25 protein-coding genes are annotated in these 24,230 nt (G+C 34.4%); 12 read left to right on the top strand and 13 right to left on the bottom strand.

All coding sequences use genetic code 11. The features are described 5' to 3' along the window. The first annotated feature begins 178 nt into the window (after positions 1–178). From Q4500_RS04585 to Q4500_RS04555, 7 genes are all read left to right on the top strand, one after another. Positions 179–1,639 (top strand): lipopolysaccharide biosynthesis protein, encoded by a 1,461-nt coding sequence (locus Q4500_RS04585; protein WP_303598545.1) that lies wholly within the window; start codon positions 179–181, stop codon positions 1,637–1,639. Next, positions 1,636–2,070, top strand: coding sequence for a dUTP diphosphatase (dut, locus tag Q4500_RS04580; RefSeq protein WP_303598544.1), 435 nt, complete (start codon positions 1,636–1,638; stop codon positions 2,068–2,070). Before Q4500_RS04585 ends, dut begins: the two co-directional genes overlap by 4 nt. A gap of 16 nt (positions 2,071–2,086) precedes the next feature. Beyond that, a complete protein-coding gene (locus tag Q4500_RS04575; RefSeq protein WP_303598543.1) occupies positions 2,087–3,028 on the top strand; it encodes a lipopolysaccharide assembly protein LapB in 942 nt (313 codons plus the stop codon). After that, positions 3,029–3,814 (top strand): DUF4292 domain-containing protein, encoded by a 786-nt coding sequence (locus tag Q4500_RS04570; RefSeq protein ID WP_303598542.1) that lies wholly within the window; start codon positions 3,029–3,031, stop codon positions 3,812–3,814. Positions 3,815–3,818: 4 nt separating this feature from the next. Further along, entirely contained in the window at positions 3,819–5,042 is a 1,224-nt protein-coding gene (locus Q4500_RS04565; protein ID WP_303598541.1) for a murein hydrolase activator EnvC, read from the top strand. A 12-nt stretch (positions 5,043–5,054) separates the two neighbouring features. Further along, positions 5,055–5,900 carry an aldo/keto reductase gene (locus tag Q4500_RS04560; protein ID WP_303598540.1) on the top strand — a complete coding sequence of 282 codons (846 nt, stop codon included), beginning with the start codon at positions 5,055–5,057 and terminating at the stop codon, positions 5,898–5,900. A gap of 151 nt (positions 5,901–6,051) precedes the next feature. After that, the gene (locus tag Q4500_RS04555) at positions 6,052–6,363 is read left to right on the top strand and encodes a hypothetical protein (RefSeq protein WP_303598539.1); all 312 of its coding nucleotides are present in this window, start codon (positions 6,052–6,054) and stop codon (positions 6,361–6,363) included. A gap of 680 nt (positions 6,364–7,043) precedes the next feature. Here the strand turns inward: Q4500_RS04555 and Q4500_RS04550 are convergent. Together Q4500_RS04550 and Q4500_RS04545 are read right to left on the bottom strand one after the other, a co-directional pair. After that, entirely contained in the window at positions 7,044–7,556 is a 513-nt protein-coding gene (locus Q4500_RS04550; RefSeq protein ID WP_036151042.1) for an acyl-CoA thioesterase, read from the bottom strand. Positions 7,557–7,616: 60 nt separating this feature from the next. Continuing rightward, entirely contained in the window at positions 7,617–8,588 is a 972-nt protein-coding gene (locus Q4500_RS04545) for an SPOR domain-containing protein (RefSeq protein WP_303598538.1), read from the bottom strand. 92 nt (positions 8,589–8,680) lie between these two features. On the opposite strand from Q4500_RS04545, the gene dprA reads away from it, so the two are divergent. Further along, the gene (gene dprA / locus Q4500_RS04540; RefSeq protein WP_303598537.1) at positions 8,681–9,799 is read left to right on the top strand and encodes a DNA-processing protein DprA; all 1,119 of its coding nucleotides are present in this window, start codon (positions 8,681–8,683) and stop codon (positions 9,797–9,799) included. Between the two features lie 291 nt (positions 9,800–10,090). On the opposite strand, the gene Q4500_RS04535 is transcribed toward dprA, so the two are convergent. The 6 genes from Q4500_RS04535 to trpS all read right to left on the bottom strand — a co-directional run bounded on the left by Q4500_RS04535 (position 10,091) and on the right by trpS (position 15,887). Beyond that, positions 10,091–10,738 (bottom strand): hypothetical protein, encoded by a 648-nt coding sequence (locus tag Q4500_RS04535; protein ID WP_303598536.1) that lies wholly within the window; start codon positions 10,736–10,738, stop codon positions 10,091–10,093. Further along, positions 10,689–11,660: a hypothetical protein gene (locus Q4500_RS04530; RefSeq protein WP_303598535.1), complete on the bottom strand. Its 972-nt coding sequence runs from the start codon at positions 11,658–11,660 to the stop codon at positions 10,689–10,691. Before Q4500_RS04530 ends, Q4500_RS04535 begins: the two co-directional genes overlap by 50 nt. Before the next feature lie 6 nt (positions 11,661–11,666). Continuing rightward, positions 11,667–12,095, bottom strand: coding sequence for a hypothetical protein (locus Q4500_RS04525; protein WP_303598534.1), 429 nt, complete (start codon positions 12,093–12,095; stop codon positions 11,667–11,669). Next, entirely contained in the window at positions 12,096–12,725 is a 630-nt protein-coding gene (locus tag Q4500_RS04520; protein ID WP_303598533.1) for a hypothetical protein, read from the bottom strand. Beyond that, positions 12,716–14,587, bottom strand: a complete 1,872-nt coding sequence (locus Q4500_RS04515) for a hypothetical protein (protein WP_303598532.1) — start codon at positions 14,585–14,587, stop codon at positions 12,716–12,718. Before Q4500_RS04515 ends, Q4500_RS04520 begins: the two co-directional genes overlap by 10 nt. A gap of 331 nt (positions 14,588–14,918) precedes the next feature. Then, positions 14,919–15,887: a tryptophan--tRNA ligase gene (gene trpS, locus Q4500_RS04510; RefSeq protein ID WP_303598531.1), complete on the bottom strand. Its 969-nt coding sequence runs from the start codon at positions 15,885–15,887 to the stop codon at positions 14,919–14,921. A gap of 70 nt (positions 15,888–15,957) precedes the next feature. On the opposite strand from trpS, the gene Q4500_RS04505 reads away from it, so the two are divergent. Further along, positions 15,958–16,698: a 1-acyl-sn-glycerol-3-phosphate acyltransferase gene (locus Q4500_RS04505; RefSeq protein WP_303598530.1), complete on the top strand. Its 741-nt coding sequence runs from the start codon at positions 15,958–15,960 to the stop codon at positions 16,696–16,698. Here the strand turns inward: Q4500_RS04505 and Q4500_RS04500 are convergent. The 5 genes from Q4500_RS04500 to recA all read right to left on the bottom strand — a co-directional run bounded on the left by Q4500_RS04500 (position 16,695) and on the right by recA (position 20,905). Next, on the bottom strand, positions 16,695–17,249 hold the full coding sequence (locus Q4500_RS04500; protein WP_303598529.1) for a DUF3575 domain-containing protein: 555 nt from the start codon (positions 17,247–17,249) through the stop codon (positions 16,695–16,697). The genes Q4500_RS04505 and Q4500_RS04500 overlap by 4 nt on opposite strands. Before the next feature lie 9 nt (positions 17,250–17,258). Then, positions 17,259–18,779: an outer membrane beta-barrel protein gene (locus Q4500_RS04495; protein WP_303598528.1), complete on the bottom strand. Its 1,521-nt coding sequence runs from the start codon at positions 18,777–18,779 to the stop codon at positions 17,259–17,261. A 31-nt stretch (positions 18,780–18,810) separates the two neighbouring features. Next, on the bottom strand, positions 18,811–19,377 hold the full coding sequence (locus Q4500_RS04490; protein ID WP_133685886.1) for an RNA polymerase sigma factor: 567 nt from the start codon (positions 19,375–19,377) through the stop codon (positions 18,811–18,813). A 15-nt stretch (positions 19,378–19,392) separates the two neighbouring features. Beyond that, complete coding sequence (locus Q4500_RS04485) at positions 19,393–19,818, bottom strand: hypothetical protein (RefSeq protein ID WP_303598527.1); 426 nt, start codon at positions 19,816–19,818, stop codon at positions 19,393–19,395. A gap of 79 nt (positions 19,819–19,897) precedes the next feature. Further along, positions 19,898–20,905, bottom strand: a complete 1,008-nt coding sequence (gene recA / locus Q4500_RS04480; protein ID WP_027065412.1) for a recombinase RecA — start codon at positions 20,903–20,905, stop codon at positions 19,898–19,900. A 372-nt stretch (positions 20,906–21,277) separates the two neighbouring features. Between recA and Q4500_RS04475 the strand changes: the two genes are divergently transcribed. The 3 genes from Q4500_RS04475 (at position 21,278) to Q4500_RS04465 (ending at position 24,228) form a co-directional block, all read left to right on the top strand. Continuing rightward, positions 21,278–22,309: a rhodanese-related sulfurtransferase gene (locus tag Q4500_RS04475; protein WP_303598526.1), complete on the top strand. Its 1,032-nt coding sequence runs from the start codon at positions 21,278–21,280 to the stop codon at positions 22,307–22,309. Between the two features lie 244 nt (positions 22,310–22,553). After that, complete coding sequence (locus tag Q4500_RS04470) at positions 22,554–23,750, top strand: regulatory iron-sulfur-containing complex subunit RicT (RefSeq protein ID WP_303598525.1); 1,197 nt, start codon at positions 22,554–22,556, stop codon at positions 23,748–23,750. Then, positions 23,743–24,228: a gliding motility lipoprotein GldH gene (locus Q4500_RS04465; protein ID WP_073241568.1), complete on the top strand. Its 486-nt coding sequence runs from the start codon at positions 23,743–23,745 to the stop codon at positions 24,226–24,228. Before Q4500_RS04470 ends, Q4500_RS04465 begins: the two co-directional genes overlap by 8 nt. Positions 24,229–24,230: the final 2 nt, after the last annotated feature.

The raw sequence follows: 24,230 nt of genomic DNA, 5'->3' as shown, positions 1-24,230 counted from the left end.
AATATTGAGCCTAAAACAGATGGGGCTAGCCCCATCTGTTTTAAATATTCGTGTTGCACTTATGACTTGAACTTAGAGGTTATTAAAACTGTATTAAAATAAATTATTAAGAGAACCAGAGAAGTAACTTTGTATCTAGGCTTTTAATAGGTACTTTTATAATCTGAATGTATAGTGCTTGAATCCACTCAAAAAACTTTTTAAACAAACTGCAATCTATGGCTTGGCAACTGTCTTGCCAAGGATGCTTAATGTTATATTGGTGCCTATTTATACGGGTGTAATGAAGCCAGGTTCATATGGTGAAGTCGTGGTGATTTTTGCTTATTTTGCTATTTTCAATGTCTTCTTAGCGTATGGTATGGAGACTGCCTTTTTTAGATTCTATAAGGATACAGAAAATAAAAAAAGAGTGGTTTCGACATCATTGTTGTCCATTTTGGGATCAACTTTGTTATTTATGCTTATTGGGTTTTTGTTTAAATCTTCGTTATCCGATGTTCTTGAAATATCAAATGAGTATATAGGCTATGTCTTTTGGATATTAGCTTTAGATGCGTTAGTTATTATTCCGTTTGCTTGGTTAAGAGCAAATGAAAGACCTATGCGTTATGCCATAGTAAAGTTGATAAACGTAGTCTTAAACTTAGGGTTGAATTCCTTTTTCTTAATTTTTCTGCCCAAAATTGCAGCTACAGATAGTTCAGGTTTCTTAGTTTCTATCTACAAACCAGATTTTGAGATTTCATACATCTTAATTTCTAACTTGGTTTCAAGTGCTGTCACATTAGTTTTAATGTTAAGAGTTTATCTACGAAGACCATATGTTTTTGATATGGAAATTTGGAAGAGAATGCTAAAATATGCCATGCCAGTAATGATAGCGGGTATTGCATTTACCGTAAATGAAGTATTGGATAAAATTTTACTAGAGAAGATATTACCTGTAGAAATCGCTAGTAATGAAGTGGGTAAGTATGGGGCTTGTGTAAAATTAGCAGTATTTATGACGTTATTTGCCACTGCATTTAGAATGGGTATTGAACCCTTTTTTTTTAGCCATTCAGACACTAAGCATCCACAGAAAGCTTATGCTCAGATAACAAATTATTTTGTAGTATTAGGGAGTATCATATTGTTGGCAGTAGTAGTTTTTTCTGATGTGTTGAAGGTTCTTTTTGTACGCGATGAAGCGTATTGGGAAGCGATGCCTGTAGTGCCATTAATTTTATTAGCGGCTTTTTTCTTAGGTATCTATCACAATTTATCCGTTTGGTATAAGGTGACCGATCGTACAAAATTCGGAGCTTATATATCCATGATTGGCGCGGTTTTGACTATAATCGTAAACTTAATTTTCATTCCTTATTTTGGATATATGGCATCTGCCGTTGCAACTTTATTGGCTTACGGGTCCATGATGTTGCTTTCGTTTTATTTCGGGCGTATGTATTATCCTATCCCGTATAACTTTAGAAAAATTATCTTTTATTTAGTAGTATCTATCTTGTTTTCTGCAATATCATTTTACATTTTTGATAGAAATCTTTTCGTTGGTATACCGCTATTGCTATTGTTCTTAGGCTTGGTTTATAAATTGGAATTTCAGAATCTAAAAAAATTATACTTAAATAGATGAACATAAAAATCATAAATAAATCGAATCACGACTTACCGCATTACGAAACAAATGCTTCTGCTGGTATGGACTTAAGAGCTAATCTTGCTGAAGCTGTTACTTTACAACCTTTAGGCAGAGCCATTATACCAACTGGTCTTTTCATTGAGTTGCCTGTAGGTATAGAAGCTCAAGTAAGACCTAGAAGTGGTCTTGCCGCTAAAAAAGGAGTCACAGTACTTAATGCACCTGGCACGATAGATGCTGATTATAGAGGAGAAGTCGGAGTGATATTGATAAATCTGGGTAGTGAAGATTTTGTTGTTGAAAACGGTGAACGTATTGCACAAATGGTCATTGCTAAGCATGAACGTGCTGAGTGGAACCTTGTCGATAATCTGTCTGAAACCGTAAGAGGCGAAGGCGGATTTGGTAGTACCGGCGTAAAGTAATTTCTAAATTTTACATATGAAGAAGTTGATTTTTTTGGGTTTGCTTGTTGGTGTTTGTAATACGCCCTTGCAGTCTTATGCACAAGAAAATCAAGAATTAGAAGTAGAACAAAGTGCTGAAGTATTTCTAGAAGAATATTCTGATACTTTTCAAGAGAATTTTTTCGAGGGATTAAAGCAAATGGGAATAAGAAATTATGACCGTGCCATTACCTACTTTTTAGAATGTAAACGTCTACAGCCGCAAAATACAGTTGTTACTTTTGAACTTGCTAAGTTTCATTTGTATGATAAGCAATATATACTTGCTCAAGAATATGCCTTAGAAGCATTGAACGGAGAGCCGGAAAATTACTGGTATGCTGAAACTCTCGTTAATGTCGTTGATGCTAGAAAATCTGTACTAGAAGAGGTGAAAACAGAATTACCTTGGAACAACGTTGAACTAAGAGGTAATTTGGCAGAAATCTATTTTTTAAACGCAGATTACGTTACTGCAAAGTCTGTTTTAAAAGGAATTAAAACGTCAAAAAAACAAAAGTATTTAGAGCAGAAAATTAACGACTCCATTGCTAAACAACAAAAGATAGTGGTATCTGTAGCAAATGTAGAGAGAACAGAAACTTCTGAAGATTTAAACGGTGTAGAAGGGTATAAGTCAAAAATTGAAACCTTGCTTACTGGGGGTTCTGACAATGATATTTTACTTGAAACAACCGAAGAGGCAATGGAACGTTTCCCTTCTCAGCCTTATTTCTATTATGCCAACGGAGCATCTTTAAATAAAGCGCTTAAATATGAAGATGCTATTGATATTCTAGAGACGGCATTAGACTACATAGTTGATGATGCTAACTTAGAAAATGCTATTTATAAAGAATTGGTAAATGCATATACGGCGACAAATAATACGTCTAAAGCAAATATGTACCTTAGTAAAATTAAATCAGGATTTTAAATGACGAAGTTTTTAAATATGATGAAGATAAAATATGCTTTACTAGTGGTCGCGGTAGTTTTTATGGCGTCTTGTAAAAGTACAAAGGTGATTTCTGGAGGTACAGTAGATGCAAAATTATCGTCTAAATCGGTGATAAAAGCGCATTACCAGAACGAAGCTGGATTTAAGACATTAGCAGGTAGGGTTAAAATTAATTATTCCGATGGCGAATCTTCTCAAGGTGTTTCGGTAAGCTTACGAATGGAAAAAGACAAAGCTATTTGGATGAGTGCTCCATTAGGTATTGTAAAGGCATACATCACGCCAGATAGAGTGTCGTTTTATAACAAATTACAAAACGAATATTTTGATGGTGATTTTTCATATTTAAGTGATTTGCTTGGGACCGAGGTAGATTTTTCTATTCTACAAAATTTACTAACCGGTCAGGCGATAGTAGATTTAAGAGATGAGAAGTATAATATTGGTATATCTGAAGATAATTATAGGCTTACTCCAAAGCAGCAAGGTACTTTGTACAAAACCTTATTTCAAATAGAGCCTAAAAATTTTAAAATGGCTTTGCAGCAATTATCCCAACCTGCAGACAAACGTTTGTTAGAAATTACCTATAAAAATTATCAAAGTATAGATAAAGAAGTTTTGCCTAATGAGATTATGGTAAAGGCTATAAGTAAGGATAAGATGAATACGATTGACCTGGAGTTTAAAAATTTAGAATTGAACGTAAAAGTTAACTTTCCATATTCAATACCAAAAGGGTTTAATGAAATAGAGTTGTAAGCAGATGTTATTCAAATTAAAATATGGTCTTTTCCTATTAGTGCTGTTCACTGCGGTATCTGCCTTTGCGCAAACCAGTGAGCAAAAAGCTTTAGAGGAAAAACGTGAGCAACTGCAGACTGAAATACGGGATATCAACAGATTACTTTTTGCTGAGAAAAAAGAGAAAGGTAATGTATTGGATCAGATGGAAGCATTGGATAAAAAGATTACTGTACGCCAACAATTAATTCGTGTTACCAATCAACAATCTAACTTGTTGAACAGGCAGATCAATACCAACATCAGAAATATAGGGAAATTAAAGAATGAGCTGCAAGAAGTAAAGGACGAGTATGCTAAAATGATACAGAAGTCATATCAGAACAAATCCAAGCAAAACAGGTTGATGTTCTTGTTGTCGTCAGAAAGCTTTTTTCAGGCATTTAAAAGACTTCAGTATATGAAGCAATATACTGACTATAGAAAAGAGCAAGGAGCTCAAATATTAGCTAAAACAGAAGAGCTTTCGCGGTTAAATTCAGACTTGAACGAAGAGCGTAAAGTAAAAGAGGTTTTGTTGGCTCAAAACAAAAAAGCAAAAAATCAATTATTTGCCGAAATACAGACACAAAAAGCATTATTAGGTACTATTCGTAAAAACGAGAGTAAGTATACTAGTGCTATTGATAAGAAGAAGAAGGAATCTAGAAAAATAGATCAGCAAATTGAAAAACTGATCAGAAGTGCTATTGCCGCTTCCAATAAAAAAACGGGAAGTACTACCAAAAATTCAAGCAAATTTGTGTTAACTCCCGAAGCTACGGTTATCGCAAATAACTTCTCTGCAAATAAAGGTAAATTGATTTGGCCAGTTGAAAAGGGAATAAAAAGTCAAGGATTCGGAGTATATGCCGATCCTGTTTATCCAGGAATTAAACACCAAAGCAACGGTGTAATCATTGCAACTGATGAGGGTTCTAAAGCACGTGCCATTTTTGAAGGTGAGGTAATTGCTATTTTGGCTGTACCAGGCGGTAATAAAGGTGTTCAAATTAAACATGGTAATTTCATTAGTACTTATTACAACCTTTCTGAACTATATGTCAAAAAAGGAGATAAAGTTTCTAGTAAAGAAGAGCTAGGTGTGGTTTACACCAATAAGAACAATGGACAAACCCGATTAAAATTCTACCTATACCAAGATACCTCTCGTCTTAACCCAGAAGATTGGGTGTATCGTCTTTAAAACTTTATAAGCATGAGTCAAAAACACACTATATCAGATATAAAAGGAAGCTTTGAATTAAGTAACGGGGTAAAGATGCCGTACTTAGGTTTGGGAACTTATCAATCAGATAATGACCAAGAAGTTGTAGATGCGGTAAAGAGTGCACTTCAATTAGGGTATCGGCATATTGATACTGCGGCAGCATATAAAAATGAAGAAGGTGTAGGGCAAGGTATACGCGAAAGCGGAATAGATAGAAGTGAAATATTTTTGGTTACCAAAGTTTGGAATGCTGACCAAGGATATGATGAAACACTAAAAGCTTTTGATGCGAGTTTAAAACGTTTGGGTGTCGACTACCTAGATTTATACCTTATTCATTGGCCAGTTGCAGATAAGTACAAAGATACTTGGAGAGCTGTAGAACATCTGTATGCTCAAAAGAAAATTAGGGCTATAGGAGTTAGTAATTTTCTAAAACATCACTTAGAAGATCTGATGAGCGAATGTACCGTGGTGCCTATGGTCAACCAAATGGAGTTTCATCCGTACTTGGTGCAGCAAGACCTTATCAATTTTTGTACTTCGAACGGAATTCAATACGAGTCTTGGTCTCCTTTTATGCAGGGTAAGGTGTTTGAATTAAATATTTGTGCGGACTTGGCTAAAAAGTATAATAAGAGTGTTGCACAGATTATTTTGCGTTATAATCTTCAAAAAGGTATTGTTGCTATTCCAAAATCTGTACATGCCAATCGAATAGCATCTAATGCTGATATTTTTGATTTTGAGTTGTCTATAGCTGATATTACTTTTATAGATGGCTTGGAAACAGGAGAACGTTCAGGTCCTGATCCCGATAACTTCAATTTTTAGTAGCTAATTTTATCAATACTATTTTTCTGTTATTTAAATAATATTATTTCTTTAATTCTGAGTTATCATATTGATTTTCATGCTATTATGTGAGTGGTGGTTGATTAATTTTTCCGAATTTTACTGTATTAATTAGTAAAAAGGAACTATTATGAGCAACACGATCACTTTAAATTCAGAGTCTACTCAAAATCAATTAGAGAAGAATGCTAAATCACCAAGTTTTAATTTAAACTGGTCTCTTAAACCAATTGTGGTATTTGTTGCTTTCTTAGCTATATGTTTGACTTTAGCCTACGGTGGACTAATTGCATATTCTATCTCCTTTTTCATAATAGGAAGCATTGGTCTGGCTGCACTTTATATTTGGAATAATGCAAACAAAATTGAAATGGACCTTTCTTTTGAGGTTGATTTAGAGCAGTCAGAATTGGAAAAGGATTTGTACCGAGAGGTGGTTTAACAGAAAGTAGTTGCTAGTTAAGTTTTGAATATGCAAAAATTTTTGCGTTATCTTAACCTAGCGTACTTTCCTTTTAGTGAATTTTCAATAACAAAAATTAAAGGAACATCGCCTGAGTTTAGACAATGTAATAGTGACGGTTTGGTCATTTTTGATTTCCAACCTGCACAGGCAGCTGCAAGTCCATATCTTGGGTCGCTTAACTCTTTTTTTCTAATTTAAAGATTTTGTTTTATTCTTAGGACATATTTATTATAACCAAAACTAAACAAAGCCTGGACTATCAAATTCGGTATTAATGGTATCCAAAGAAAATGTATTAATTCATCAAAATGAAATGCCGTAAAATGAGTCCAAATTTTAGTAAATACAAACATTAAAATGGAAGGTAAAAAGAAGGTTGTCAAAACAAGAATTCTGCTCTTGATTCTACCTATAAATACATAAGGTAAATACGCTATTAACCATATTCCTGCTGCAATTAATGTTAATATAATAAACATTCCAGCTTCCCCTTTAGGTTTAATTATGAATCCTAAAAGAATAAATGGCAGTATATTTATTAGTACCGCCATTAAATACATCTTAGTGGGATAAAAATATTTTTTCATTACACTTAGATTGCATTTTTATAATTAATCTCAATAGAGAACGACACCTCAAGAACAAGATAAAGCCATTTACTTCGTAAACAAAGCTTTAAGCTCGGTAGCATTATCAGGCTTCATTTTTCCTGCCAAAACAAGACTTAGCTGTTTTCTACGTAATGCACCTTCAAAACGGGTAATTTCTAGAGGAGTTTCCGGCGTTAGTTCAGGAACTTCAGTTGGTGTACCTGTTTCATCAACGGCAACAAAGGTATAGATAGCTTCATTTGCCTTAGTGCTCTTGCCGCTGTAGCGGTCTTCTATCCAAACATCTATATAGACCTCCATAGAGGTGTTGTATGCTCTAGAAACGGCTGCTTCTACAGTAACAACACTACCAAGCGGAATTGCCAAGTTAAAGGCTACATGGTTAACAGACGCTGTAACGGTAATTCTACGGCTATGTCTACCGGCCGCAATACTCGCTGCACGATCCATACGTGCCAATAGTTCGCCCCCAAATAAATTTTGAAGTGCGTTGGTCTCACTTGGGAGAACCAAATCGGTCATTGTAGTACGAGATGCTGCAGGAGTCTTTGCTTCCATTAATTAGAAATTTTGCGCAAAGATACGGGCATCAAGGGTACTAATAAAATGTGTGTAGGTTTATTTTTCGGTTAATAACCAAGCATCTTTAGACTGCGTACGTTTAATTTCACGCAATGCTTTTAAAGCATCGTTTGCATTGGTGTAACTATCAAATGTTACCATGTGAAGTCCGTAAGCATTCGTGCCATAATAGCCGGCATTAAATCCGTTTGCCTTAAGCTGTTCAATTTTTCTATCGGCATTACCTCTCACCCTAAAAGCGCCGGCAACAATAAAGTGTGTTGCCTCATCTTTGTTGATGGTTGATTTTGCTGTTGAAGTTGTAGTAGCTTCAACGGTAACCGTTGGTAATTCTAATGGCGATAAGTCAAAGAAGGTCGCTTCTTGTATTTGTTTGTTTACAAATTCTTCAGCATCTTGTCTTGCAACTTGCTCGTTTGTATTTTTTTGTTGGTATGCACGATAACCGGTTATTCCTGTAGAAAATGCTAACATTAGAATAGCAGCATATTTTAAATAAGGTCTAAAACCTCTAGTTTCTCTACGTTCAGGACTAATAACGAACGGTATTTTTTCTTCTATTTCTACAATCTCTTCTTTTAGAACTTCTCTAGTTACTGGTATAGAGTTAAAATTAGAAAGACCGAATGAAGAGGTTAAATAGTTTGTTTCATTTGCAGGTTGAAACAATATTTTATCTTCCTGGTTTCTTGCTAAAGAACCTATATTTTTAAGGTTTAAAGAAGTTTCTTGAATCAAAACTTCTTGCCAAGTTTTCACTTGTTTTTCAATTTCAACCAATGCTGTTTCATAAGAAACCTTCTCTGCACTTGATACATAAGAAACCAAAAGCCCATCATTAGAGATGAGTTGTCTATTGAAAACAATAGATTTATTTGGTGCACTAAACGTATTGGTAACCACGTTTATTTTGGCAGAATTTTTTTGGGTAAGGAATGCTCCAAATCCAGGAACAACAACACAGTTGTACCTATAAAGTAAATCGCTTATATAGTGTTCTAAAACCATCGGATCACAAATATGAAGAAAATAATGAGGTATAAAAACACCTTCGGTAACTTTTTATTAACATATTTTTTTCGCTTATTTGTGAACAAGAAATGAAAACTACACAACATACTGCTGATGAACTTGTTGCAATACTTCGGTTACAACATGTTCCAAATATCGGAGATATCCTCGCGAAGAAATTAATTTCACATTGTGGGAATCCATCCGCAATTTTCGAAGATAAAAAGCAAAATCTTTTAAAAATCGATGGTATCGGTACCCATACAATCAGACATTTATTTGACTTAGAGCATTTAGAAGCTGCCGAGTCAGAATATAACTATGTGCTAAAAAACGATATCAACTGTACCTACTTTCTAGATGAAGATTATCCTAAATATTTAAAACATTGTATAGACGGGCCTATTCTTTTATTTCAGAAAGGAAATATTGATTTGCATGATCGTAAATTGATTAGTGTTGTAGGCACTCGTAATATTACGAGCTACGGTACTGCTTTTTGTGAACAGTTTATTGAAGAAATAGCTCCATTGAACCCAGTTATAATTAGTGGTTTTGCGTACGGAGTAGATATTTGTATTCAAAAAGAAGCAACCAAGCACGGTTTGCAAACCATAGGTTGTTTGGCGCACGGATTAAATCAAATCTACCCAAAAGTACATGCCAAGTACCAAGCCGATGTTTTAATGAATGGCGGATTCTACACTGAGTTTTGGAGCACCAGTAACCCCGAACGTGAAAATTTTTTAAAACGCAACAGAATAATTGCTGGTGTGAGTGAAGCTACGGTTGTAGTTGAATCTGCTGAAAAAGGTGGTAGTCTAGTAACCGCTGATATTGCCAATAGTTATAATAGAGATGTCTTTGCGGTACCAGGTAGAACTACCGATAAATACAGTCTGGGTTGTAATAACCTAATCAAGCAGCAAAAAGCACATGTAATGACTTCGGCTGCAGATTTGATTTATTTACTAGATTGGGATATAGCAGAGAAACAAAATAAGACAATTCAGAGACAGCTTTTTATTGAATTAGATGAGATTGAACAAAATATTTACACTTATTTACAGAATAACGGGAAGCAAATTTTAGATAGTATAGCCTTAGATTGTAAACTGCCTATTTATAGAACATCGTCTACCTTGTTGACTATGGAAATGAAAGGTGTTATACGACCGTTACCTGGAAAACTGTTTGAGGCTATCTGAGATTTTACAAACCACTCGGTTTGTTTATTGATTATTAAAGGTGTAGAATGGACTAAATAATCACTTTGTCGATAAAATGCCATTACAAATCGGGAATACTACCACGGACTCAGTAGTAATTAAAACAAAAAACCGACCTAGTGGTCGGTTTATAATATTTGAGGTTTTCTGAGGCTGATAATTAATATCCTAGTTTTTCACGAACTCTTCCTAGTACTCCGTCAGCTACTTTTCTTGCTTTTTCTGCGCCTAAATCAACTGAAACTAAATATATGTAGGCTAATTCGCATTTCAATATTCAAAATTCCAACTGTTGAAATTGATACGATATTTAATTTTATAACCTTCATCTATTTTCGCAACAACAATTAACTCTTCTGTACCATAAATATTATTATTTAAGTTAAAATGATATAGTAAGTATTCATTATCTTTTATTGAAACAAGAGAAGAAAAAAAGTGTCCGAACCTTCCTTTCGAATAGGGTTCCGTAAAAAAATTCTCCTTAGAAAAATTGTTTTGGAGTGATTTTTCCTCTGGAATATTATCAATAATACACTTAACTTCTTCATCTGTAAAATATTTATTTAAGCTCTTTAAACCAAATTTAAGTGACTCTTCCAATAATTTTTTTAAGGCTGAATTTTTTGTTATTTTAAATATAATCGGAATACTATTTTTTTTGTTCTGAACATAATTTATACTATCCTGTTGGGTTAATATTCCATTTTTTATATAGTTATTTAACTTGTAAAGTTCATCAGGACCAATGATTTTTGCCTCTAAAACTACTTTTTCAATCAATGTATAGTACCCTTCATCTTTTATGCTATAATCTTGACTCGATAAATTAAGATTGAACATTATAAAGGTAGAAACTAAAAAAGGTCTAATTACATGGGGACCCGATTGCCAAAATTTCAAAACCTGTGCTTTCATCGTCAATAATATTTTTATAATTCTCTTTTACAATTTCTTCTAAAAGTGTCCAAGCGACTGAGTCTTGTAGACCAGCCCAGGCTAATGCTTCTGCGGTATTATCACTAACATTATACCCTTTTAAATTGCCATAATTTTGAATAATCTGGGCACTTTCCAAAACCAGAGCACCCATTATCTGATGTTGCTGTATTGCCAAATCCGTCAAGATTTCATCTTGAGGAACACCAGCCTGAACATGGGCAACGTGCTTAGACCATTCGTTAGCCAAAATTGAATAGTCTATGTTTGGGTTATCAATAGTTATGCCAGCGTTGGACAATTGATAGTACATCAATGCATGAATATTTTCATGAATTACTGTTGCGAATATGGAGAGATCGGTTGCATCAATTAAAAAGTCGTTGTCTAGTTCTATGTTAATTCTCACTATGTTTCCTTGACTGTTCGTAGTCGGTATTGTCCGTCCTAATACATGACCATCTGGATTGTCTTGAGGAATGTCTGTATTTGAATAAAACAAATCTGGACCGTCTTGGCTACCAAAAGAGTCCATAATCTTTTGAGCTATAGGGTTATCTGCTTTGTTTGCTTCTTCGACAACATCTGAGGGGCAAGGAAAGGTTATCGTATTTATTATCCTATCATCAACATTAACAGTTCCGCCGTTAACCAACGCATCAACAGCCATTAGAACAAAAATAATTGAATCTTCAGATTTGTTGTTGTCCAAAAGAAACCATACCAAATCTTGGGCCATAAATTTTCGTTCGGGAAAATTACTATCGTTGAACCAATTTAACTGGCCGGCATTTAGCCCACCTGGCAAGTGATAATCCAATTTTTCGATAGACCTAGCAGCGGTATTGATGGCGAAAGTGCCGTCTGGGCTTGTACAATCGCCACTTTTAGAGGTGTTCAATATAGATTATTCAACTCCTAATATTGCAGATGCTTTGTAAAATTTATTGGTTTCACTTTTTGTTGTGTCTATAAAAATAACAACATTAGAATTAAATTTATCAAATATTTTCTGATGCCTATATGATAAATGCTTTTCGTTATAAAGTCCTTTTCGTTGTAAATATCTTTTTAAATTAAGAACAGTATCGGTTTTAATAGTTCTTACTTCTTCTAATTCAAAATTTAGACTTGTATGTAAACTTGTACTATTAGTATCTTCAGTAATACAGACTAAGTTCAAATCAGGCAGAGTTTTTTTCAAATAAGCGTGATCATAATTAAAAAACAAGGTATCCTTATTAACCTTTCTTGTTTTTTCCTGAGCAAATAAATTCATTACCGATAAATAAATTAAAACTTGGAAGAATTTTACTGTTCTTTTTTCACTTATCATCTAAGAAATTGATTTTAGTTCAGATTGATATTTCCAAGACCCATCACTCAATTTTTTTGCGTAAATAATAGATGAACTTGAATTTAATCTTCTTTTGTAAAAATTCATTTCAAAAACGGCTTTTTTTCCATCTTTCGAGTAATATAAATTTCTAAAACTTATAAATCCGCCATAGTCTTCATTAAATTGAATTTTATCTTGCTTTTTAAAAAATTCCTCACTTGAAAGGAATTCTAGTTCAACACCTTTCTTTTCATCAAACTTTATTTTTTCTAAAAGAAAATTCTTAGCCGGAAATTCATTATTATCCATAAAGCTAAAATCTCTTTTCAGTTTTTGGTCATGTAGAAAATTAGAATCGAATTTAATCTCAAGGTCTATGTAAATTTTAAGTGGTACAAGGTTGCTTACAATTGAATCAGGCTTCATTCTCCCGATATGCTTTAGGCTATCTTTCCATTGCGGCGGTGGTGGTGGGTCATAAAGTCTAATATCATACTTTTGATTATTTATATAGTCCCCAATGTATACATTAATCGCATCAGGATTTATAGATTTTTCTTTAATCCTGCAACCATCAAAAACTAGAATGGATATTGACAAAATGACGAGAATTCTAATTATTCGCATGATGTTTTATGATTATCGGTTAATGGTATTTGTGCAAGTCTAGTAAATTCATTGAATTGACTCATATTTATCAGACCTCTATTACTTCCTTCATCATATAAACCTTCCCATCCGAAATACATATAGTTCTGTTTGGAATGTTTATAATTATCATATTTTCTAACTGCTTCTGCTATAGGATTTACGTATAGAACGGACATAAAATCATGTTGAGCAGTTTCAACGGGCATTACGGAATGACCTTCCCACCATTTATTTAAATCAATTAACCAGGTATACTGATCATTTGTGAGATTATATTTTACATTATTACCAGATGCAATTATTCTTTGTAATTGAGCATGAACTCCTTCATGTAGTAATATTCCGGCTATTTCCAAATCTTTAGCTTCAGCAGAAGCAGGCCTAAATGTAATTGTTATAATTCCATTTGCATCTGGTGTACTAGTTTGTGCATCCGCACCATCCCTAACAGGGCCCGTTGTAAATTTCAATTTATATTCGCTATTATTATTTGTAAAGGCATCCATCACTTCCTTAAAATAACCTGTTTGCTTTAGTAAAATATCAAGAACACAATTGGCTTTTGAATTTACGAAACTTTTATCTCTAATTATCCTATCATCAACATCTACACTTCCGCCATTAACCAACGCATCAACAGCCATTAGAACAAAAATAATTGATTCTTCAGATTTGTTGTTGTCCAAAAGAAACCATACCAAATCTTGGGCCATAAATTTTCGTTCGGGAAAATTACTATCGTTGAACCAATTTAACTGGCCGGCATTAAGCCCACCTGGCAAGTGATAATCCAATTTTTCGATAGACCTAGCAGCGGTATTGATGGCGAAAGTGCCGTCTGGGCCTGTACAATCGCCGCTTTTAGAGGTGTTGTTTGTTTTTTGTTGTGCTCCTTGGCAGGGTATATTGTCTATAGTAACATGTCCGTCACCAAAAGTGGTCACCACCAAACAGATATCTCCTGGTCCAGAAGGGCCATTGCCTTCACTGGTGACCTGAACGCTAACTGTTTGCGTTGGCACATTATGACTTAACAATGTACCTGTAGGGCCTGTGGTCGCTATTTGCACAGTACCACTAGTACCTGCCGTACTGACCGTATTCACTTGAGCATTTTGTGTTCTTATGGTTGAGGTATAGCCATAGGGTATATTGACCGCATCGTTACTAAAAATATTTGTTACTGAATGTCCACCATAGTTGTGGTTGAACGTGCCACCTGGAGGAGTTTGTGAAGAACCTCCTGTATTACCCCCAGTGGTGCCACCACCACAATCTCCAGATTTGCCAACACGATTGAATTTACTATCCTCGAAAAAAGCATCAAATTTATAATAACGATACTCGGTAATAAAATAATTATAATCTTCCCCGTTTTCAAAAAAGGTGTTTAAATCTTTAGGCTTCATTTTATAACCTACTATAACTGGATCTTGCATTGAACCATCTTCGCCCTTGGTCATTATTAGGTTATAAATATAATTTGGCGAATCTTTTACATCTAACGCAAAGGTGTAATTTCTATTACTACCTTCGTTTACAATCTCTTTTATATCTTCAAGAAAGATTGCAACATTATTATGTTTTAATTTGCCTGTATTTATGTTTTTAGAGCTTTTGCCTATTCTAGACATTAAATCGTTCATTACACTTGGTATCTCATCATAAGTTAGGGTTTTTATTCGACTTTCAGTCTCGATCGAAAAGGCGTTTTCTTCAATTTCTAAGGAGTCTATGGTTATAGATTCTATATCCTTTTCTACGCATCCTAGAAATATAATTGACGGTATCAGGCAAAAAACTAAGGATGGTACTGCTCTTTTTAAAAATTTTTTCATGAAGGTGGGTTATTAATTTTGGTCAAGTTATTTTTTTTTTTTTTGCGGAAGTCAATAGGAAAACCTTAGAATTTTTGAGGTTCTTGTATTATTTTATCTTTTCTGGTTTTAAATTCCTTAATTCTTATCTGATAAATTCCTTGCGGATTAAATTTTTACAAACTACTTGGTCTGTAATTAGTTGTATTTTAAATTGTATTCTTATTGTTTTGAACTTTCATCGATATTTCGTCATTTCAAATCGGAAAATTACAAATGGTAGTAAGTTTATTAAAACAAAAAACCGACCTAGTGGTCGGTTTTTGATATTTGTGGTATTTAAGGCTAGAAATTAATAACCCAGCTTTTCACGAACTCTTCCTAGCACTCCATCAGCTACTTTTCTTGCCTTTTCTGCACCTAAGGCCAAAGCATCATCTATCTCGTTTAGGTTGTTCATGTAATATTCAAACTTCTCACGAGGTTCTTCAAACTTATTTACTATTACTTCATAAAGTGCTTGCTTGGCATGACCGTAACCATAATTTCCCGCTAGGTAGTTGGCGCTCATTTCTTCAATTTGAGGCTGGCTAGCTAGAATTTTATATAAAGCGAATACATTATCATTGGTAGGGTCTTTTGGGTCTTCCATAGGCGTACTATCCGTCTGTATTCCCATTATCTGCTTACGTAATTTTTTATCCGTCTGAAAAAGACTGATTAAATTACCCTTGCTCTTACTCATTTTTGCACCATCTGTGCCTGGTATGTACATGGTTTCTTCTTGAACCTTGCCCTCTGGTAAAACAAAAGTTTCACCTAACTGTGCGTGAAAACGAGAAGCTACATCGCGTGTCATTTCTATGTGTTGCATTTGATCTTTTCCTACAGGTACAATATTGGCATCATACAATAGAATATCTGCAGCCATTAACATAGGGTAGGTGAAGAGTCCGGTATTTACATCCTCTAACCTATCAGCTTTGTCTTTAAAGGAATGTGCAAGCGTTAAACGTTGGTACGGAAAAAAACAGCTTAAGTACCAAGCTAGTTCTGCCGTTTGAGGCACATCACTCTGTCTATAAAAAACGGTATTTTCAATATCCAATCCAAAGGCCAGCCAAGTTGCAGCAACAGCATAGGTATTATGACGTAATTCTGCGCCATTTTTAATCTGTGTTAATGAATGCATGTCTGCAATAAAAAGAAAAGATTCGTTAGCCGGATTATTTGCCATTTCTATTGCTGGCTTAATCGCTCCTAAAATATTTCCTAAATGCGGAGTCCCTGTACTTTGTATGCCTGTTAAAATTCTTGCCATTTTCTTTATTCTAAGAAAGCAAAGGTAAAACAAATACAAAAAAACTATCCTAAATAACTACTTTTGATTTATGCTTAAATTGGTTAAACAAACCGGTCAAACGATATACCGTATTTGGTTTTATATTCTAGTGGCCATTCCTATTCTACTCTTTTTTCCATTTCTTGTCCTTTTTGCCTCAAGGGAGGCTTGGTATCCTCAGTTTTTCTGGATGGCCAGAAACCTATGGGCAAGATTTATACTATATGGTATGTTTTGCTTTCCTAGAGTGAAATATGACCAACAATTGGTTAAAAAGAAGAGTTATATGTTGGTGGCGAACCATACAAGTATGTTAGATATTATGCTGATGCTTGTGGTTAGTAGAAACCCTTTTGTATTTGTTGGCAAGAAAGAGTTGGTTAAAATTCCTTTATTTGGATTTTTCTATAAACGTGTATGTATAATGGTAGATAGAGACAATACACAAAGTAGAACAGGTGTATATAGACGGGCGCAAAGAAGACTGCAGCAGGGTTTGAGTATCTGTATTTTTCCTGAAGGTGGTGTGCCTGAAGAACATGTATTGTTAGATAAATTTAAAGATGGTGCTTTTAAAATGGCTATTGCTCATAAAATACCAGTAGTACCCATGACTTTTTATGATAATAAAAAACGATTCTCTTTTACATTTTTAAGTGGAGGACCAGGTAAGTGCAGGGCTAGAGTACATTCATTTGTTGAAACACATTCAATACGACCGGAAGATACGGCACAGCTTAGAACAAGTGTTAGAGAAACGATACTTAACGATTTAACCAAAAATAGCTAGAACCTGTAACCAAGGTTAATACCGCCTTTACCGATAATTGTAAAGTCTCTATCGTTTTTAAATAGATTGCGGCCAATACCTGCGTCTATTTCTACGATAAAACCTCTTTTAGTTAGTAGTTTAACACCTGTGCCAATGCCTAAGGCAAAATCGACAATGTTTTCTTCGTATCCAGAACTTGAATAATAAGAATCTGCTGGCTCATCATAATAAGAACCATAAGTGTAATCATCAACAGAATTCAACATACCAAAAGCTTCTACGAAGAAACCAGAAGCGTATTTTTTCCCAAAATATTGACGGTAGTAAGGCGATACATAATAGTTGACATCGAGATTCTCATCATCATAAGCATATAAGACATCAATACCGATAGCAGATTCTTCGTTTAGTAAATATTGATAATCCAACTCAATGGCGCCTAAGATTAAAAAGAGACCGTTAATTTTTAATTCTTGATGTTCTTCTGAAGTTATATACTCATCATCTATATTTTGAGCATGTATAGAAATGCTCATTAAACAAAGGCAACACAATATATAATTCTTCATATTTATAATTTAAAATTGAAAGGTTAGTCCACTGTAAACTCCCACAGAATAGGGTCTAAAAGTACCGTTTACATCAGAAAAGGTATTCAGTTGGTATTTAAAAATAGGCTCAACGTTAAACCGCACCTTTTGTGAAAAATTGTAATTAAGACCTAGCCCCATGTTGGCGCTAAAATTTAGGTCGTTAATATTATTAGCCTCTCCTATTTCAGTGGTCAGTTCACCAGAAGTCAAGGATACTGCATTGTCAATTAAAAATAAAGAACTAACACCACCAATAAGGTTAACGCCGAATTTTTTATCTATAAGCGCGTAATTTAATTCAACAGGTAATTCAAGATAACCGAACTGTTGCGACATATAGCCATCTCTTGATGGACTTTTTGCGGTGATGTCTTGGGTAGAATTCGTAGTGTTGAATTTTTCTGAAGCAACCCTATTGCTAGAAATCTTTAAGGTACTAGAGGTTTCAGCATAATCAATAGAGCTTAATTGTCCATTATTCGGTGCAAAAGCCGATGAAGATGAAAAAGCAACATCTTCAGTATCATAACCATAATCTACTTTGTTAATTCCTGAACGTATCGTCAACTTTTTGGTAACCGCGTATGCTACAGAGACTCCGTAACTCATATTTACATTCCCTGATTTTGCATTAGGACTAAAAATTGAATTTACCGGAGAGCCTTCGCCAATGGCATTAAAATATACAGGAGCTACATTTGGTCCTGCAGACCATCTATTACTAGTTACTTTTTTCTTTTTTAGCTCTTCTTGATCTTCAATCTCTTCAAAAATAGATTTCTTGTTCGATTCAAGTTCTTTGTTAACCTCTTCTACAGTACTATTTTCAGCGATTGAACTTTCTAATTCTTTAGGGCTAAAATCTAAATGTGAATTAGAATCCTTGTTTGTTGTAGCAATTGATCTGTCTGTATTTAGAATGTTATTTGATACGTTTTCTGAATCATTAATGTCAACAGCTTTTAAAGGGATATGTTCAGCAAGTAAAGCCTCGTTAGTAGAATTACTTTTCTCTGAAACATTTTTATTGTTTTCAGCTATAGCATTATTCTCAGGTTCAATATTCTTGTTGTAACTATTTTTAGTCTTGGACGCTACAATCTTATTAGATTCTTCCTGATTGTTCAATGCTTTATTTTTAGCACTATTCGCTTCGCTATCACTAACTATATTTTGTTCAACTACAGCATTAGTAGTAGTGTCTATAGAGTCAATAAAAATCCTAGTTTTGGTAGTTGGTTCAATATCATTTAGTATTTCTGATTCATTTTTAGTGTCCACCAGAATTTCATTGGTAGTGTGTTCTTCTGTAAACGGATTAAATACTAATAAACTAATCATTATAGAGGCAGCAATACCCCCAAATGACCACCAAAATGGTATGACCCTTCTCTTTTTCCTTTTGTCCAATGACGCATCAATCGCACGCCAAACTTTATTGTCTGGTGTTTGCTTGAAGTCCGAAAGTTTATCTCGGAAAAGTTCGTCTATATTCTTCTTCTGCATCTAGTACTGTTTCTGTCTATAATCACGAGGATTATAAAAAGTGTGTTGATATTATAATTAAGATACTTACAATTGATTGCGTGATCTTAGTTTCTATTTTTTCTTTTAATAATGCGCGTGCCCTAGCAAGATTAGATTTTGAGGTGCCTATAGTGGTGCCTAACAGTTCACTAATTTCTTTATGCGTGTAGCCATCCATTACATATAAATTGAATGTAGCGCGGTATTTATTAGGTAATTCTTGAATGTAGCTGAGCAACGTTTGCAAGCTTATGTCATCATAAACGTTATCTACGGTAACTTCTTCTTCGGTATTATCTGTAACTACATTAAGGTATTCTTGCTTTCTATATTTTTGTAGCGCAGTATTTACGGTAATTCTTTTCATCCAACCTTCAAAAGAACCTTTGTTTTTAAACTGACCTATTTTATCATAAATCGTCATAAAACTATCATGTAGAGTGTCTTCTGCCTGCGATTTTGATTTGGAATATTTTAGGCATATACCATAGAGGGTTGTGGCATAGGCTCTATATAATAGCTCCTGTGCTTTACGGTCTCCTTTTTTGCAATTATGTATGAGTTCTTCTAGACTCACAAATGGTTGGTTGTTTTAAGGGTTGTTTACTGGAACGACAATTTCCATATATTCTGCCTCTCCGTCACTATTATCGCCTTTGTAAAATCTAAATGTATAGGGTTCGGTATAAATTACCTGGAAGTTGAAAGACGCCGTTTCTTGAATTAATTCTTCCATACAATCATCAATATCAGTTTTTACTGCGCCAATGGCAACAACACTTCTAGTGGTCAGGGAATCTTTAACAACGTCAAAACCTTCATAGTATGTACAACTATCGGGTTTTAAATAATTTACAGAAATCTTATAAGTCTCATTAAGAATAAAAGATTCTGGTACTTCTGCATCGACAATTTCCAATGCTGTAAAATGGAAATTGGCGTCATCATCATCAATAGAACAACCATTGCATATAAATGCTATGACCAAGGTCAACAGCATCAACTTATTTCTCATCATATAACTGTTTTGTTTTAAGATGAGAATGAAGTGCAATGGTTGCGTTAATTCATTTATGTTTACTTAAATAAAACTGAATTTAAGCATTTAAGGCAGCAATGGCTTCTCTGATTTTACCATCTAATTCCTCAAATAATTCAGGGTTATCTAAAAGTAGGTTTTTAACAGCATCACGACCTTGACCTAATTTTGTGTCGCCATAGCTAAACCATGAACCACTCTTTTTTACTATTTCATATTCAACACCTAAGTCGATAACCTCACCAACTTTAGAAATACCTTCACCATACATAATATCAAATTCAGTGGTACGGAAAGGTGGAGCTACTTTATTCTTTACAACCTTAACTCTGGTCTTGTTACCTTGAACATTACCGTCTGTATCTTTAATTTGTGTAGATCTTCTAATATCTAAACGAACAGATGCGTAAAATTTAAGTGCGTTACCACCAGTAGTAGTTTCTGGGTTACCGAACATTACACCAATCTTTTCACGTAATTGGTTAATGAATATAACGGTACAGTTTGTTTTGCTGATAGAACCGGTTAATTTTCTAAGTGCTTGAGACATTAAACGAGCGTGAAGACCCATTTTAGAATCTCCCATTTCTCCTTCAATTTCACTTTTAGGTGTCAATGCCGCAACTGAATCTATTACTACAATATCGATTGCTCCAGAACGAATTAAGTTATCTGCAATCTCTAAACCTTGCTCACCGTTGTCTGGTTGAGAAATAATTAAGTTGTCTATATCTACACCTAGTTTTTGAGCGTAAAAACGGTCAAAAGCATGCTCTGCATCAATAAATGCTGCAATACCCCCATTTTTCTGCGCTTCTGCTATTGCATGTAAAGTCAAGGTTGTTTTACCTGAAGATTCTGGTCCGTAAATTTCAATTACACGACCTCTTGGGTAACCCCCTACGCCTAAGGCAATATCTAAACCTAATGAGCCAGAAGGTATCACTTCAACATCTGCAACAACACTATCCCCCATTTTCATTACAGCGCCCTTACCGTAGGTCTTATCCATTTTGTCAAGGGTCAACTTTAATGCTTTTAATTTTGCTTCTTTTTCAGAACTCATTTTCTATTTTTTTGGAAAGCTAAATTACCAATTCTTTTTTGAATTGAATAATATTGAATCGATTACGCAACCATTTTAAGCAATTACTATCTTTTATAAAATAGAAGTTACTTCATTGGTTATAAATCGCTGTTTTTAGTGTCGGCGATTATAGGTGACTATCTTCTTTTTCTATTCTTTAAGAATGCTATGAAAAAGAAAAGAATGGAATAGTCGATTAAGAGTCTTGTTCTAAACAAGGCTCTTTTTTATGTTATAACGCGGTAAACGGTAATAAAATAGGTGCATTTTTCAATATTATAACTATTTTTGTCCTTCAAAAATTTTCTATAAACCTTCTGCCAAATGGCAGACTTAAATTATTAGTATAGCATGCAACTGTACAATACGTTAAGTGCAATAGAAAGAGCAGCTTTAATTGAAGAAGCGGGTAAGGAACGCCTTACTATCTCTTTCTATACCTATGCACACATTGGTAATACCAACATTTTTAGAAACCACCTTTTTATCAACTGGAACGATATGGATGTTCTTGGGCGAATTTATGTTGCTCACGAAGGTATAAATGCCCAACTTTCCGTTCCGGCTGAAAACTTCAATGTTTTTAAAGAGCATTTGGATAGCATTTCTTTTCTAGAGAATGTGCGACTTAATATTGCTATTGAGCAAGACAACCTTTCTTTTTTAAAGTTGAAAGTTAAAGTGCGTAAGAAAATCGTTGCCGACGGATTGGAAGACAATTCTTTTGATGTTACCAACAAAGGTATTCACGTTGGCGCAGAGCAGTTCAATGAACTTATTGAAGATCCAGATACGGTTTTGGTAGATATGCGAAATCATTATGAAAGTGAAATAGGTCATTTTAAAAATGCAGTTACTCCCGATGTTGATACGTTTAGAGATTCACTTGATATTATTGAACGTGATTTAGCTGATCATAAAAAGGACAAGAAATTGGTAATGTACTGTACTGGTGGAATTCGTTGCGAAAAAGCTAGTGCTTATTATAAACACAAAGGTTTTGAACAAGTATATCAACTAGAAGGCGGAATCATTGAATACACAAGACAAGTAGAGAAAAACAATCTTGAAAATAAATTCAAGGGTAAGAATTTTGTTTTTGATCACAGAAGGGGAGAGCGTATTAGTGATGATATTATTGCCAATTGTCATCAATGTGGTGAGTCTTGCGATGAGCATGTTAATTGTGCAAATGAAGCTTGCCATTTATTATTTATTCAATGCCCATCTTGTGCAGAAAAAATGAATAATTGCTGTTCAGATACTTGTAGAGAGGTTCATGAATTGCCTTTTGAAGAACAAAAAGCGTTGAGAAAAGGTAAGGTTGTAAGTAATAAGATATTTAAAAAAGGTCGCTCAGAAGTGCTGAAGTTTAAAAAGTAGCTTTCTGTTTAAATAAGGCTTACGTCATTAAACAATACGATATATTATAAAAAGGCAGCGTTTTTCGCAGTCTTTTTGTGTTTTAAAAAAGGGCTTGAGTTATTGGTAAAGTCACTATTTAAAACCCACTCCGCTAATTTCACTTTTATTTCACATTAAAAAAACTGTATCTTTACCTATAAGTTTTTTATGAACCTTTTTTGGTGAATTTTATAAAATTCGACCAAACCAATATATATATAATATGAGTTGTAGTAGTTGTTCTACCGGTAAGGATGGACAACCAAAGGGATGCAAGAATAACGGTACTTGCGGTACAGATGGTTGCAATAAACTGACAGTCTTTGACTGGCTTTCAAATATGTCGCTCCCTAATGGGGAACGACCATTCGATTTTGTTGAAGTAAGATTTAAAAATAGTAGAAAAGAGTTTTTTAGAAATACAGAGAATCTCTCACTTTCCATTGGCGATATAGTTGCCACACAAGCACAATCTGGTCATGACATTGGTATGGTTACCTTAACTGGTGAACTAGTACGTGTGCAAATGAAACGGAAAAAAGTGTCTTTTACTGATGAAGAGGCACCGAAAGTGTATAGAAAGGCGAGCCAGAAAGACATTGATATTTGGCAAAAATGTAGAGATAGAGAAGAAGAAATTAAGAAAAGAGCACGTGAAATCGCTATTATCTTAAAGCTTCAAATGAAAATTTCTGATGTTGAGTTTCAGGGTGATGGCTCTAAAGCTACTTTTTATTACACGGCAGATGAACGTGTAGATTTTCGTCAGTTGATAAAAGATATGGCAAAGGCGTTCGGTATTCGTATCGAGATGCGTCAAATCGGGTATCGTCAAGAGGCACAAAGACTTGGTGGTATCGGGTCTTGTGGTAGAGAGTTATGTTGCTCAACATGGTTAACAGATTTTAGGTCTGTAAGTACTTCTGCAGCACGTTACCAACAACTATCATTGAATCCGCAAAAGCTTGCTGGTCAATGTGGTAAATTGAAGTGTTGTTTAAATTATGAGCTAGACGTGTATGTAGACGCTCTTAAAGATTTTCCTGCTCAAGACACAAAATTGTTTACTGAAAAAGGACTAGCTTTTTGCCAGAAAACTGACATTTTTAAAGAGATGTTGTGGTTTTCATATAGAGAAGATCCAGGTAGTTGGCATGTGCTTTCTAAAGATCAGGTAAATGAAATTTTAGAAAAGAATAAAAAGAAAGAGAAAGTAGCTAGTTTGGAGATGTATGCAATGGAAATTGCCGTTGAAGAAAAAGTAGTTTTCGAAAATGTAGTAGGGCAAGACAGTCTTACACGTTTTGATAGACCAAAAGGTGGCGGAAACAATAATAAAAACAGGAATAAAAACAAAAATCGCAACCGAAATAAGAACAAGAACAGAAATCGTAATAGAAATCAAAAGAAGGATGCGTAGTATATCTTGTTGTTTTTTAGCATTAGTGCTATTTGCTTCTTGTGACAGCAATATTATTAAGACTGAATACCGAACATTAGAAGATGGTGTTTGGAACAAAGATAATGTTCTTGAATTTTCATTATCTAAAATGGATACTATTGCGGCTCATGATATCTTTATCAATGTTCGCAATGACAATACTTTCCCATATAGCAATCTATTTATAATTGCATCTTTGACTACACCTGAAGGCGAAGTAACCAAAGACACTTTAGAATATGCGATGTCCTTACCAGATGGCACATGGCTTGGCAAGGGTAGTGGTAGCATCAAAGAAAATAAATTATGGTATAAAGAAAACATCGTTTTTTCATCTTCTGGCGTATATACTATTGAGGTATCACAGGCGATGCGTAAAAATGGTAATGTTTCTGGTATAATTGGGCTAGAAGGCATTACCGATGTAGGAATAGAAGTAACAAAAAGCACCCCGTAAAC

This window comes from Maribacter sp. 1_MG-2023 (assembly GCF_030547005.1).
In the GTDB taxonomy this organism is placed as follows: Bacteria; Bacteroidota; Bacteroidia; order Flavobacteriales; family Flavobacteriaceae; genus Maribacter.
This window is presented reverse-complemented; position numbering and strand designations above follow the sequence as displayed.

What these genes read in the sequence shown, in the direction of transcription:
- dut (WP_303598544.1), top strand. Translation starts at nt 1,636, where the DNA reads ATGAACATAAAAATCATAAATAAATCGAATCACGACTTACCGCATTAC.
- Q4500_RS04575 (WP_303598543.1), top strand. Translation starts at nt 2,087, where the DNA reads ATGAAGAAGTTGATTTTTTTGGGTTTGCTTGTTGGTGTTTGTAATACG.
- Q4500_RS04570 (WP_303598542.1), top strand. Translation starts at nt 3,029, where the DNA reads ATGACGAAGTTTTTAAATATGATGAAGATAAAATATGCTTTACTAGTG.
- Q4500_RS04565 (WP_303598541.1), top strand. Translation starts at nt 3,819, where the DNA reads ATGTTATTCAAATTAAAATATGGTCTTTTCCTATTAGTGCTGTTCACT.
- Q4500_RS04560 (WP_303598540.1), top strand. Translation starts at nt 5,055, where the DNA reads ATGAGTCAAAAACACACTATATCAGATATAAAAGGAAGCTTTGAATTA.
- Q4500_RS04555 (WP_303598539.1), top strand. Translation starts at nt 6,052, where the DNA reads ATGAGCAACACGATCACTTTAAATTCAGAGTCTACTCAAAATCAATTA.
- Q4500_RS04550 (WP_036151042.1), bottom strand. Translation starts at nt 7,556, where the DNA reads ATGGAAGCAAAGACTCCTGCAGCATCTCGTACTACAATGACCGATTTG.
- Q4500_RS04545 (WP_303598538.1), bottom strand. Translation starts at nt 8,588, where the DNA reads ATGGTTTTAGAACACTATATAAGCGATTTACTTTATAGGTACAACTGT.
- dprA (WP_303598537.1), top strand. Translation starts at nt 8,681, where the DNA reads ATGAAAACTACACAACATACTGCTGATGAACTTGTTGCAATACTTCGG.
- Q4500_RS04535 (WP_303598536.1), bottom strand. Translation starts at nt 10,738, where the DNA reads ATGAAAGCACAGGTTTTGAAATTTTGGCAATCGGGTCCCCATGTAATT.
- Q4500_RS04525 (WP_303598534.1), bottom strand. Translation starts at nt 12,095, where the DNA reads ATGATAAGTGAAAAAAGAACAGTAAAATTCTTCCAAGTTTTAATTTAT.
- Q4500_RS04520 (WP_303598533.1), bottom strand. Translation starts at nt 12,725, where the DNA reads ATGCGAATAATTAGAATTCTCGTCATTTTGTCAATATCCATTCTAGTT.
- Q4500_RS04515 (WP_303598532.1), bottom strand. Translation starts at nt 14,587, where the DNA reads ATGAAAAAATTTTTAAAAAGAGCAGTACCATCCTTAGTTTTTTGCCTG.
- trpS (WP_303598531.1), bottom strand. Translation starts at nt 15,887, where the DNA reads ATGGCAAGAATTTTAACAGGCATACAAAGTACAGGGACTCCGCATTTA.
- Q4500_RS04505 (WP_303598530.1), top strand. Translation starts at nt 15,958, where the DNA reads ATGCTTAAATTGGTTAAACAAACCGGTCAAACGATATACCGTATTTGG.
- Q4500_RS04500 (WP_303598529.1), bottom strand. Translation starts at nt 17,249, where the DNA reads ATGAAGAATTATATATTGTGTTGCCTTTGTTTAATGAGCATTTCTATA.
- Q4500_RS04495 (WP_303598528.1), bottom strand. Translation starts at nt 18,779, where the DNA reads ATGCAGAAGAAGAATATAGACGAACTTTTCCGAGATAAACTTTCGGAC.
- Q4500_RS04485 (WP_303598527.1), bottom strand. Translation starts at nt 19,818, where the DNA reads ATGATGAGAAATAAGTTGATGCTGTTGACCTTGGTCATAGCATTTATA.
- recA (WP_027065412.1), bottom strand. Translation starts at nt 20,905, where the DNA reads ATGAGTTCTGAAAAAGAAGCAAAATTAAAAGCATTAAAGTTGACCCTT.
- Q4500_RS04475 (WP_303598526.1), top strand. Translation starts at nt 21,278, where the DNA reads ATGCAACTGTACAATACGTTAAGTGCAATAGAAAGAGCAGCTTTAATT.
- Q4500_RS04470 (WP_303598525.1), top strand. Translation starts at nt 22,554, where the DNA reads ATGAGTTGTAGTAGTTGTTCTACCGGTAAGGATGGACAACCAAAGGGA.
- Q4500_RS04465 (WP_073241568.1), top strand. Translation starts at nt 23,743, where the DNA reads ATGCGTAGTATATCTTGTTGTTTTTTAGCATTAGTGCTATTTGCTTCT.